The 12,137-nt window shown below is 62.3% G+C and carries 9 protein-coding genes and 2 tRNA genes; all 11 read left to right on the top strand.

From position 1 onward, the window contains the following. Positions 1 to 107 precede the first annotated feature (107 nt). The 11 genes from rimP (at position 108) to DXB53_RS04000 (ending at position 12,000) form a co-directional block, all read left to right on the top strand. Complete coding sequence (gene rimP / locus DXB53_RS03950) at positions 108 to 602, top strand: ribosome maturation factor RimP (RefSeq protein ID WP_117583414.1); 495 nt, start codon at positions 108 to 110, stop codon at positions 600 to 602. Position 603: 1 nt separating this feature from the next. Next, positions 604 to 1,851 (top strand): transcription termination factor NusA, encoded by a 1,248-nt coding sequence (gene nusA, locus DXB53_RS03955; protein ID WP_006234042.1) that lies wholly within the window; start codon positions 604 to 606, stop codon positions 1,849 to 1,851. Between the two features lie 91 nt (positions 1,852 to 1,942). Beyond that, entirely contained in the window at positions 1,943 to 4,657 is a 2,715-nt protein-coding gene (gene infB, locus DXB53_RS03960; protein ID WP_117583415.1) for a translation initiation factor IF-2, read from the top strand. An 11-nt stretch (positions 4,658 to 4,668) separates the two neighbouring features. Beyond that, positions 4,669 to 5,079, top strand: a complete 411-nt coding sequence (gene rbfA / locus DXB53_RS03965) for a 30S ribosome-binding factor RbfA (RefSeq protein WP_006234038.1) — start codon at positions 4,669 to 4,671, stop codon at positions 5,077 to 5,079. Next, positions 5,072 to 6,115, top strand: a complete 1,044-nt coding sequence (locus DXB53_RS03970; RefSeq protein ID WP_099431635.1) for a bifunctional oligoribonuclease/PAP phosphatase NrnA — start codon at positions 5,072 to 5,074, stop codon at positions 6,113 to 6,115. Before rbfA ends, DXB53_RS03970 begins: the two co-directional genes overlap by 8 nt. A gap of 15 nt (positions 6,116 to 6,130) precedes the next feature. After that, positions 6,131 to 7,063, top strand: a complete 933-nt coding sequence (gene truB, locus DXB53_RS03975; protein WP_117583416.1) for a tRNA pseudouridine(55) synthase TruB — start codon at positions 6,131 to 6,133, stop codon at positions 7,061 to 7,063. Next, entirely contained in the window at positions 7,060 to 8,067 is a 1,008-nt protein-coding gene (ribF, locus tag DXB53_RS03980) for a riboflavin biosynthesis protein RibF (RefSeq protein ID WP_233503797.1), read from the top strand. Before truB ends, ribF begins: the two co-directional genes overlap by 4 nt. Beyond that, positions 8,060 to 10,168 (top strand): DNA primase, encoded by a 2,109-nt coding sequence (gene dnaG / locus DXB53_RS03985; RefSeq protein WP_117583417.1) that lies wholly within the window; start codon positions 8,060 to 8,062, stop codon positions 10,166 to 10,168. The genes ribF and dnaG overlap by 8 nt, the downstream gene beginning before the upstream one ends. Positions 10,169 to 10,278: 110 nt before the next feature. Beyond that, complete coding sequence (rpoD, locus tag DXB53_RS03990) at positions 10,279 to 11,628, top strand: RNA polymerase sigma factor RpoD (RefSeq protein WP_055286388.1); 1,350 nt, start codon at positions 10,279 to 10,281, stop codon at positions 11,626 to 11,628. 188 nt (positions 11,629 to 11,816) lie between these two features. After that, positions 11,817 to 11,891: transfer RNA gene (locus DXB53_RS03995), tRNA-Asn, on the top strand. Between the two features lie 34 nt (positions 11,892 to 11,925). Next, positions 11,926 to 12,000 (top strand) — tRNA-Asn (locus DXB53_RS04000). Positions 12,001 to 12,137 lie beyond the last annotated feature (137 nt).

A 12,137-nucleotide genomic window follows, 5' to 3' on the forward strand; every position in this document is an offset into this window, starting at 1 on the left:
TTGCACGTTTTCGCAGCTATTGGTATAGTTTACTTGCAAATGAAGTTGTAATTGAAAGAAGTGGGGTTTCGGCCCCGCTTCTTTTTTGTATGGATGGAGGTGCCGCAATGGTCAAGACCAAGACCGAGCAGGCGATCATCGACGCGCTCGAGGCCGTCGCTCCCCAGCACGATGTCGACATCGTCGACGTTGAGCTCGTGGGCGCCACCAAGGCCCCCTGCGTGCGCGTACGTATCGAGGGTGCCGAGGGTCAGAGCCTGTCGCTCAACGACGTCACGGCCAATACCAAGTGGGTCGGCGACGTGATTGAGGAGCTCGACCCCATCTCTTCGAGCTATACGCTCGAGGTGTCGAGCCCGGGCATGGCACGCCCCCTGCGCCGTCCGCGCGACTTTGCCCGCTTTGTGGGCGAGGACTGTGAGCTCACCTCCACCGCCACCGAGGGCCGTCGCAAGTACACCGGCAAGATTGTCGCCGCGACCGAGACCGACGTTACCCTCGAGCTCGAGGACGGCGATTCCGTCACCCTCGATTTCTCTGATGTTAAAAAGTGCAAGTTGAAGCCCACCTACGACTTCAAGCCCGCGAAGGAAGGAAAGTAAGATGGCAGCATCCGACATGATGTCCGCCCTGATGGAGCTTTGCCAGGAGAAGCACATCGACCAGCTCTACCTGATCGACCGCCTGGAGCAGTCGCTCGCCAAGAGCTATGCCGAGATCCTGCATCTTGAGTGGGGCGCTAAGGTGACCATCGACCGCACCACCGGCAAGATCTACGTCTACCGCCTGGAGCCGATCGACGATTCCATGGACGAGGAGGGCAACTTCACCGAGTTCGAGGAGATCGACGTCACCCCCAAGAACACGAGCCGCATCGCTGCCCAGCACGCCAAGGCCGAGATCAACGCCATCGTGCGTAACTCCGCCCGCGAGCAGATCTACGAGGAGTTCTCCGGCCGCATCGGTGACCTCATCAGCGGTACCGTGCTGCAGTCCACGCCCGACTTCACGATCGTCAAGATTCGCGAAGGCGTCGAGGCCGAGCTGCCGCACTTCGATCAGCGTCGTTACGAGAACGAGCGCAACGAGCGTCCGATGGGCGAGCGCTACCTGCACAATCAGCACATCAAGGCCGTGATCATCGACGTTCGCGACCCCAACTCCAACCTGCAGCCGGTTCGTGGCGAGCACAGCCGTCCGCCGATTGTCATCTCCCGTACCCACCCCGAGCTCATGCGTCGTCTGTTTGAGCAGGAGGTGCCCGAGATCTATGAGGGCACCGTCCAGATCAAGTCAATCGCCCGCGAGCCCGGCCAGCGTTCCAAGGTTGCCGTCCACTCGCTCGACGACCGTCTGGATCCCGTGGGTGCCTGCGTCGGCCCCAAGGGCAGCCGTGTTCGCGCTGTCGTGGGCGAGCTCCGTGGCGAGCGCGTCGACGTCATCCTGTGGGATGCCGATCCTGCCGTCTACGTCGCCAACGCCCTGTCGCCCGCTAAGGTCACCCGCGTCCTCATCGACGAGGAGAAGGCCTACGCCGGCGTCATCGTCCCCGACGACCAGCTGTCCCTCGCCATCGGCAAGGAAGGCCAGAACGCCCGCCTCGCTGCGCGCCTGACCGGCTGGCACATCGACATCAAGTCCGAGACGCTTGCCGCCGACATCCTCAAGAACGTTCCCGTTCACGAGGAGCCCGCCGCCGACCTGATCGGTGACGAGGAGGACGAGGATGTCCGCCGCTGCGAGTATGTGTCCGAGGACGGCATCCAGTGCCGCAACCAGGCTCGTCCCGGCTCCCGTTTCTGCGGTGTCCACGACACCGACGCCTTCGATGATGCGGAGGACCTGATCTAGCGCGCGGTCGCGCCGGGCGGGCCCCGGCGCGTCTCCCACGCTCGTTCAGTCTCTAGGCACCCAAGGTGCCAGAAAGGGTAGGTGAAGTCATATGGCAAAAGTCCGTGTGTCCACCTTGGCCAAAGAGTTCGGCATGACCTCCAAGGAACTGATGGGTCATCTCGCCGATATGAAGATTCCCGCTAAGTCCGCTTCCTCCACCTTGGAGGACGCCTATGTCGCCATGGTCCGCAAGCAGCTCGCCTCGGTGATCGAGGCCCGCGCTCAGGAAGTCGAGGCCGCCAAGCAGGCCGAGGAGCAGGCGGCTGCCGCCGAGGAAGCCGCACGCGCTGCCGAGGCCGAGCGCGAGCGCATCGCCGCCGAGAAGGCCCGCGAGGAGGAGCGCCGCCAGTTTGCCGCAGCCCAGGCTGCCGAGGAGGCTGCCCGCGCCGAGGCCGAGGCCAAGAAGAAGGCCGAGCAGGAGCGCCTTGCCCGCGAGAAGGAGGAGGCTGCCCGCGAGGCCCAGCGCCGCGCCGTTCCCGCTTCCGACTCCGGTTCGCGCTTCCGTTCGCTGCTCGACCAGATCGCCGCACAGGAGACCGTGCTCAAGGAGAAGAAGGACGCCGAGGACAAGGCCAAGGCCGAGCGCGCCGCCGAGCGCGGTAACCGTCGTGGCGGCAACAACGACCGCCGCGGTGGCCGTCGCAACGATCGTAACGCCTCCGACAGCAACTCCGAGCGCAACGCCTCCGAGAGCCGTCCGCACAGCCATCGCACCAACGCCAGCAACAACGTCGCTGCTGGCATGGACTTCCCCAACCCTGATAAGCAGGGCAAGGGCAAGAAGCGCAAGGGCGGTCACAACAACGAAGAGGACCACTACAGCCGTATGGCTCGCGAGGCCGAGGAGTACAGCCGCGAGAAGGTGCTCGAGGAGGCCCGTGCCGCCGTCGAGGAGGCCTCTCGCGAGTCCACCGGTCGCCGCAAGAAGCGCAAGGAGAAGCGCGAGCGCGAGGCTGCCAAGGCTCAGGAGGAGCGCAAGATAGAGGAGGCGCTGGCCCAGGGCGTGAACCCCGAGGAGCTCGACGCCATCAAGGTCTCCCAGGGCGTTACCGTCCAGGAACTCGCCGAGGCACTTGACGTTCCGGCCAACGACATCATCAAGCGCCTGTTCCTGTTGGGCACGCCGCTCACCATGACACAGTCCATGTCTGACGACCTCGTCGAGCTCGTTGCCGACGACCTGGGCCGCCAGATCAAGATCATCACCCCCGAAGAGGAGAACACCTTCTCGTTCTACGACGATCCCGCCGACCTTAAGCCGCGTGCCCCGGTCGTCACCGTCATGGGCCACGTCGACCACGGCAAGACTTCGCTGCTCGACGCCATCCGTCACACCGGCGTCGCTGCCGGCGAGGCAGGCGGCATTACCCAGGCAATCGGTGCTTCGCAGGTTATGATCAACGACCGCAAGATCACCTTCATCGATACCCCGGGCCATGCCACCTTTACGGCCATGCGTGCCCGCGGCGCCAAGGTGACCGACATCGTCATTCTGATCGTGGCTGCCGACGACGGCGTCATGCCCCAGACCATCGAGTCGATCAACCACGCCAAGGCCGCCGGTGTTCCCATTGTCGTCGCCGTCAACAAGATCGATAAGCCGGGTGCCAACCCCGACCGCGTGCGCCAGGAGCTCACCGAGTACGGCATCATCCCCGAGGAGTGGGGCGGACAGAACATGTTCGTCAATATCTCGGCCAAGCAGAAGATCGGTATCGACGACCTGCTCGAGACCGTCCTACTCCAGGCCGACGTGCTCGAGCTCAAGGCCAACCCCGATACGTTCGCTTCGGGCAACGTCCTCGAGGCTAAGCTCGACAAGGGCCGCGGCTCGGTTGCCACGGTGCTCGTGACCCGCGGTACTCTGCACGTGGGCGATACGCTGGTCGCCGGCCTTACCTACGGCCGCGTCCGCGCCATGCTCGACCCCAAGGGCAACGCCGTCACCGAGGCCGGTCCCTCCGACGCCGTCGAGATCCTGGGCCTGCAGTCCGTCCCCAACGCCGGCGATGAGTTCCGCGTGTTCGAGGACGAGCGCGAGGCTCGCGCCCTGGCCGACGAGCGTTCGCTCAAGGCCCGCATCGAGGAGCAGAGCCGCGTGAAGCATGTGACGCTCGAGAACCTCTTTGAGACCATCGCCGACGCCGAGGTCAAGGAACTCAACCTGATCATCAAGGCCGACGTCCAGGGTTCTATCGAGGCCCTTCAGGACTCCCTCGACAAGATGGACCAGTCCGAGGTGCGCATCAACACGATCCACTCCGCCGTTGGCGCCATCAACGAGACCGACGTCGTTCTGGCCGACGCCTCCAACGCCATCATCATCGGCTTTGGCGTCCGTCCCGACGGCAAGGCCCGCTCCGCCGCCGAGCGCGAGGGCGTCGAGATCCGTTGCTACGACGTCATCTACAAGTGCCTCGAGGACCTCGACGCAGCCCGTATCGGCATGCTCAAGCCCACCGAGGTCGAGGTTTCCACGGGCACCGCGACCGTTCTGGACACCTTCAAGGTGCCCAAGGTCGGTATCGCCGCCGGTGTCCGCGTCGAAGAGGGCGAGATCGCCGCGACCGATTCCGTGCGCCTGGTGCGCGACGGTATCGTGGTCTTCAACGGTAAAATCGCCTCGATGCGCCACTACAAGGACGAGGCCAAGAGCCTTAAGAGCGGCTCCGAGGGCGGTATTGGCCTGGAGAACTTCCAGGACATCAAGCCTGGCGACACCATTGAGGGCTACCGCATCGATCAGGTTGCCCGTACCGAGTAGGGGGTAGCGCTATGAAGCAAACGCAGGCAACCCGCCGTTTGGGCGAGCAGCTTCGCGAGAAGCTCGGTTATATCCTGCTCTTTGAGGTTTCCGATCCGCGTCTCGACCTGGTCACCCTGACCGCGGTCGAGGTCGCGGTGGACCGTTCGTTCGCGCGCGTGTACGTGTCGTGCGACGCGAGCCGCTACGACGAGGTCATGGAGGCGCTCGCCAGCGCCAAGGGCCGCATCCGTAGCCTGTTGGCCCGCTCGCTCGATTGGCGCGTCACGCCCGAGCTCGATTTTCGCATCGATCGCTCGACCGATGAGGCCGAGCGCATCACGCGTGCGCTGGAAAACGTTCCCGCCACGCTTGCGATCGAAAAGGACGAGGACGGCTATCCGATAGCGGATGCCGCCCAGGAGGCAGCTTTAGATGACTAATTCCGCCGACCTCGCCTCGTGCGAGTCTGCAGATATTCAGCGACGCATCCTCGAGCTCATCGAGGGTGCGTCCTCCATTGCGATTTCGGGACACACTTCTCCCGATGGCGACGCCCTGGGCTCCGTGTTGGGTCTGGGCCTCTCGCTTATGAAGTTTTTCCCTAACAAGGACATTGCCCTGCTGCTGGCAGACGATGATCCGGTTCCGCGCATCTACCGCTTTATGGAAGGCTCCGATCGCCTGGTACCGGCATCTGCGTATACCGGCAATCCGGACCTGTTCATCTCGGTGGACGTGCCGGTCGTCGAGCGTCTCAATAATTCCGCCGAGGTGCTTCGTCGCTCCAAGCATGTGGTGTGCTTCGATCACCATCCGGCGCGCGAGGAGTTTGCCGAGCTCAGCCTGAGGCGCGTCGAAGCTGCAGCCTGCGCCATGATCATCGACCGCTTCTTGGACAATTGCGGCATTGTCGCACGTGATGGCGTTGCGACCTGCCTGCTGTGTGGTTTGGTTACCGATACCGGCCGTTTTCAGTACCAAAACGCCGATGCAGCCGCGTTCCATGCAGCCTCGCGTCTGGTTGCCCACGGTGCCGATCCGGCGCGTGTGGCACTCGAGGTCTACCAGAGCATGCGCGTTGAGTTTTTGCACCTCAAGTCCATCGTTATGGGCCGCATTAAGACGGTGGCCCACGGGCGCGTCGCGTATAGCTACGCGTACCAGAGTGACCTTGAGGCGTGCGGTGTCACCTCGGATGAGTGCGACGGTCTGGTTGACGTGGTGCGCTCGGTGATGGGCGTCGAGGTCTGCCTGTTCCTGAAGGGCATTGAGGGCGATACCAAGGTGCGCGGCAACCTGCGCTCCAAGGGTGACCTCAACGTGTCCGAGATCGCTGCTGCCTTTGGCGGAGGCGGACATCCTGCTGCCGCCGGTTTCTCCAACAACGGAACGATTCTCGAGACGCTCACCGTGGCACTTCCCATGCTGGCCGAACTGGTAGGGGAGGATCCCGCTTCGGTGACCGTCGAGCTTTAACTTTTTGGATGGTACATGGCTCGTCGTACGCCTTCTCAACTGAATATGCTGCTCGCCGTCGATAAGCCGGTGGGCTGCACGTCCCACGATGTGGTTTCGCAATGCCGGCGCGCCCTCCATGAGCGACGCGTCGGCCATGCCGGCACGCTCGACCCCATGGCATCGGGTGTCATGGTGGTGGGTGTGGGCCAGGCCACCCGTCTGCTGGGCATGCTCACGCTCGATACCAAAAGCTATGTCGCCGACATCTCGTTTGGCGCCGAGACCAATACCGATGATGCGGAGGGCGAGGCGGTCCGCACGGTGGCTGTTGCCAACGAGCTCCGCGATCCTGCCTATGCCCGTGAGCGCTTGGCCGCTATGCTGGGTCCGCAGATGCAGGTGCCGCCGGCGTTTTCGGCTATCTCGGTCAATGGCGTTCGCGCCTACAAGTCTGCTCGCGAGGGCAATGCGGTGGACCTACCTCCGCGCCCCGTCGAGGTCTATGCCGCCGACCTGATCGCCGTGGGAGGCGAAGGTGATACGTGTGTGTGGACCGTGGCGTTCTCAGTGAGCAAGGGTACCTATATCCGTGCGCTCGCTCGCGATTTGGGCCGCGCCTGCGAGAGCGCCGCGCACATTTCCGCGCTGCGCCGCACGGCCTCCGGTGTTGTTTCCATTGGCGCTTGTCATGCGGTCGAGGAGCTTTCTCCCGAGTCCGCGGCTGGCTTTGCCCTGGATCCCATTGCGGCCTTGGGCGCCACGCGTGTTGACTTGCCGGGCAATCTTGCCGACGACCTGCTCTACGGCCGACGCATTCCCGTTGAGCGTGCGCTTGCCGATTTCGATTCCGCGAAGGCGCCTTTTGCGTTGGTGCTCGATGGGGGACTCAAGGCGCTTGCCCGCATTGAGAGTGGCCGCTTTGTCATGGAGCACGTGTTTCCGCAGGCAATCGGCGGTGTTCGATGATGTTGTCCGCTCGTGAGCTCGCGCGTATCTTTTTCGAGGGCGAGTCGGACGAGGCCCGCATCGTCACTGCCGATGCGTTTGATGAGTGCGAGCACTTGGGTGCTGCATCGATTGCCATCGGCGTGTTCGATGGCGTTCACCGTGGACACCGGGAACTCATCGAAGCGCTTGTCCGTGATGCCCGTGCCCATGACTGCAAGGCTGTCGTGGTCACTTTCGATCCCGATCCGGACGTTGTGGTGAGTCCTTCGCCCGCTCAAAAATTGATGACGACGGCCGACCGTCTACATGCCCTGGCTCAAACCGGGGTCGATGCGGTGGTGGCCGTTCCCTTTACGCCTGAGGTTGCGGCGCTTGACCATGTTGATTTTCTCTCGCTGGTGTCGCGTCTGGTCGACATTCGATCGATTCGCGTTGGCAGCGACTTTAGGCTGGGTCGTGGCGGTGCTTCTGGTGTTGCCGAGATGCGCGCCTGGGGTGCCGAGCGCGGCGTTGACGTATACGGGCACGACTTGCTTTGCGAGGGCGGTGAGGCCATTTGCGCCACCCGCATTCGTCATGAGCTGGGACAGGGCCATGTGGAGCTTGCTGCTGAGTTGCTCGGCCGCCCGTATATGGTGCGCGGCGGTGTTATTCGCGGCCGTCACGAGGGTTCTGGCATGGGCTTTCCCACGGCAAACCTACATGTTCCCGACGGCATTCAGGTGCCTGCCGATGGCGTGTATGAGGGCCTGGTGCTGGTCAACGACATCGTGTGGCCCGCTGCCGTTAACGTCGGACTGCCGCCGACGTATGCTGACGATGCGGCATCTGCGCATCTCGAGGCCAATTTAATTGGTTATACGGGCGACCTGTATGGCGCTTCCGTTTCGCTGGCGTTTACGCGCTGGCTGCGTCCGTCGCGCGTGTTCGATTCGCTGGATGAGTTGATCGCGACCGTCGAGGGTAATATCGAAGATATTCGTCACAACTTGGGCGAGCAGGGGGTGAGCGTCCGTGATTAGCGATGAGGAAAAAGACCAGGTCCGCGCTGCGTCCGACCTAGTTGCCATCGTGCAGGAAACGGTTGAGCTCAAGCCCCGCGGCCATGAGTTTTGGGGCTGCTGCCCCTTTCATGGCGAAAAGACGCCGTCCTTCCACATAATCCCTGCCACGCAGGTGTGGCATTGCTTTGGCTGCGGCGAAGGCGGCGATGTCTTCACCTATATCATGAAGCGCGAGAACCTGAGCTTTCCCGAGTCAATCCGATATTTGGCCGATCGCGCGGGTATTGAGCTGCATGACACCGGAGATCGCCGCGAGCGCGGTACCAAGCGTGCCCGAATCTACGATCTGTGCGCCGAGGCCGCCCAGTTCTACCACACCATGCTTATGCGCGGTAAGGACGGCCGTCCGCGCGAGTACTTTGCCAGCCGCGGCATGGGTGGCGACGTCTGCCGCCGCTACTGCCTGGGCTTTGCGCCTGGCCGCAACGCGCTGGTGTCGCACCTGTCCCAGGCGGGTTTTACCCCGCAGGAGATGATCGATGCCAACGTTGCCGTGAGCCGCGGGCGCGGGCAGCTTGCCGACCGCTTCTACGACCGCGTGATGTTCCCCATCTTTGACGAGCAGGGTCACAACATTGCCTTTGGTGGTCGCATCATGGGTGACGGCCAACCCAAGTACCTCAATACCGCCGAAACGAGCGTGTTTCATAAAAAGCGAAACCTCTACGGCTTTAATTGGGCCAAGGAGTTTATCGTCGCGCAGGATACCGCCATCGTGGTGGAGGGCTATACCGACTGCATCGCCTGTTGGGAAGCGGGGATTAAAAACGTTGTCGCCACGCTGGGCACCGCGCTCACGGAGCATCACGTCAAGACGCTCACCCGCTTTGCCAAGCGCATCGTGTATATGTTTGACGGCGATGCTGCCGGTCAAAAGGCCGCTCGCCGTGCGATTCAGTTTATCGAGCAGGATTCTATGGACCTGCGCTGCGTGGTACTGCCCGACGGTAACGATCCCATGGAGTTCATCACGGCGCACGGCGGAGGGGAGCTGCAGAAACGCATTGACGCCGCGGAGCCGCTCATGGACTTCGTGTACCGTTCGCTTCAGGAGTCGAGCGACATCTCCACGCCGGGCGGTCGCGCCAAGGCGCTGGAGGATGCGCTGACGCTTATCTATCCGCTGCGCGACAGCTATATGATCGACACGTACTTTATTCAAATTGCCGACCTGTTGGGTTTGGATCTGGAGACAGTTCGTGCGAGCTCGGGCCGTGTGTTTCGCGATGTCGCCAAGCGCGAGGATGCCGAGCGCCGCCGCGAACAGAACTATGAGCGCCAGCGGGCGCAGGCTGAGCGGTCCGGTAGCGCGGGCGGTCGGGCGTCGGGTTCTCGCGATGCCGGTCGCGGTGCTTGGGCGTCGGGCGCGACGCCGGCAGTAGCGGCGCCGGTCGAGGAAGAGCCGTACGACTATGTCCCGCTCGATGCCTACGGTGCCGCGCCCGTGGAGGTCGTCGACGACCTGCCGCCGATCGACGTGCCTGATGGTATGGGTGCTGCACCTGTGACTGATGGTTCGGGCGCTCCGGCTGCGGCGGCGCCGATGGTTCTTACTGATCTTGAGCGTAAGTCCTTGGCAGGGGAGCGTGAGCTGCTGACCATGCTCACGAGCTACCCCGACCTGTTCCGCACGTATGCCGACCGCATCTGCTCTATCGAGTGGGTTGACCCACGTCACGAGTCCATCGCATGGGCCGTTCTGGCAACTCCGCCGGGAACCGATCCTGCAGCCTGCATGGATGCGGCGCGCTCGGTGTGTCCCGAGGCGGCAACGCTTGTGAGTGCCGGGCGCATCTCGGCGACGAGCAAGCACCCCACCGAGACGAACATCGTGTTTATGCTCGATACGCTCGAGCTCTACACCATCAAGCGCCGCATGCGTGCCGCACAGGCCAAGCTGCGCCAGGACCGTTCGCTCGACGATGAGGCCCGTCGCGCGCTGACCGTGCAGGCCGCGCAGGATTCGCAGCGTCAACGCGAACTGCAAAAGTCGATCGGCGGCGTGGCGGACCCGTTCCGTTTGATCGGTCTGGAGGCCGCAGGCACCGAACAGGCCTAGATGTTGTGGTCAACCAGCGTATTCTTGCCTATATCCAGTCCTCTTTTTGGGTATAGACGTCAATGTGTGTGCTAAAGTATTGAGTCCTGTGGACTATGAAGGGAGAATCTGTGCCAAAAAAGACTGAGAGCACGGGTACTGGGCTGGAATCCTACGTTGCAAAGCTCATGGGCAACGGCTCAAACAGGACTTCGGTAACCGAGGACGAGATTCAGGTCGCCCTGAAGGATATCGATGTTTCTGACGAGCAGCTCACCGCGGTGTATTCCGCGCTGCGCAACAGCGGCATCCAGATTATCTCCGCGAGCGGTAACGACGACGCCCCCATGGACGTCGACGATGACGATAACGATACCGATACTGACGATTTCGATGATGACGACGAGCACGATTCCGGCTCGCTTGACGATCACGAGCTCAAGATGGCCCGTCAGGCCGATGCCGAGATGGGTTCTTCCAAGAGCAAGAAGAAGCGCACCGTGCGCACGTCCCGTTCACGCTCCCGCGTGCGTGGCATCGATGCCTCCACGGTGATGCTGACCGGCGACCCGGTTCGTATGTACCTCAAGGAGATCGGCAAGGTCGACCTGCTGACCGCCTCCGAAGAGGTCGATCTGGCCATGAAGATCGAGGCCGGTCTCGAGGCCACCGAGAAGCTCGAGGCTGCCGATGCCGGCGAGCTCGAGCTCACGCGTGCCGAGATGCGTCGTCTTACGCGCATTGAGAACGTGGGCCTCGAAGCCAAGCAGGCACTCATCAGCGCAAACCTGCGTCTGGTTGTCTCCATCGCCAAGCGCTATGTCGGCCGCGGCATGCTGTTCCTGGACCTGATCCAAGAGGGCAACCTCGGTCTGATTCGCGCCGTCGAGAAGTTCGACTACCAGAAGGGCTTCAAGTTCTCCACGTACGCCACGTGGTGGATCCGTCAGGCCATTACGCGCGCTATCGCCGACCAGGCCCGTACCATCCGTATTCCCGTGCATATGGTCGAGACTATCAACAAGCTCGTCCGCGTGCAGCGCCAGCTCCTTCAGGACCTGGGTCGCGACCCGACCCCCGAGGAGATCGGTGCCGAGATGGACATGAGCGCCGACCGCGTCCGCGAGATCCAGAAGATCTCGCAGGAGCCCGTGTCGCTCGAGACCCCCATCGGCGAGGAAGAGGATTCCCAGCTGGGCGACTTCATCGAGGACTCCCAGGCAATCGTTCCGCCCGATGCCGCCAGCTTCTCCATGCTGCAGGAGCAGCTCACTCAGGTGCTCGACTCGCTTGCCGATCGTGAGCGCAAGGTTATCGAGCTGCGCTTTGGCCTTGTCGACGGACATCCCCGTACGCTCGAGGAAGTCGGCCGCGAGTTTGGCGTCACGCGCGAGCGTATCCGCCAGATCGAGTCCAAGACCTTGGCCAAGCTCCGCCACCCCAGCCGTTCGAGCAAGCTGAAGGACTATATCGAAAGCTAGTCAAGCAAGAAGCGCCCTCAAGCACATCCGCCTGGGGGCGCTTTCATGTAGTCATTGGGGACGTTCTTGAATGACTAGTCATTCAAGAACGTCCCCAATGACTAGGTCGGAAAAATTCTCAAAAAAGTTCTTGCCCTAAGCTGATTCGTCCGTATAATAAACTTCGTTGCTTGAGAGCACGCACCTATTCCTCGGTAGCTCAATGGTAGAGCACGCGGCTGTTAACCGCGCTGTTGTAGGTTCGAGTCCTACCCGGGGAGCCAGAATTTCTCAGCCCATTTCGCTGGGCTTTTTAATTCCTCGGTAGCTCAATGGTAGAGCACGCGGCTGTTAACCGCGCTGTTGTAGGTTCGAGTCCTACCCGGGGAGCCAGGTTGTAAAACCCGTCGCTTAAGCGGCGGGTTTTTTCATGCCGCGACCACTTGACTCGAACGTTGCCATATCAACATTTCGTGTCGAGGATGTAATCCCGCGACCCACCACCTCAACATGGCGCGGTCGTTGTAAAA

The sequence above is a fragment of the Collinsella sp. OM04-5 genome (assembly GCF_003439125.1).
Taxonomy (GTDB): Bacteria; Actinomycetota; Coriobacteriia; order Coriobacteriales; family Coriobacteriaceae; genus Collinsella.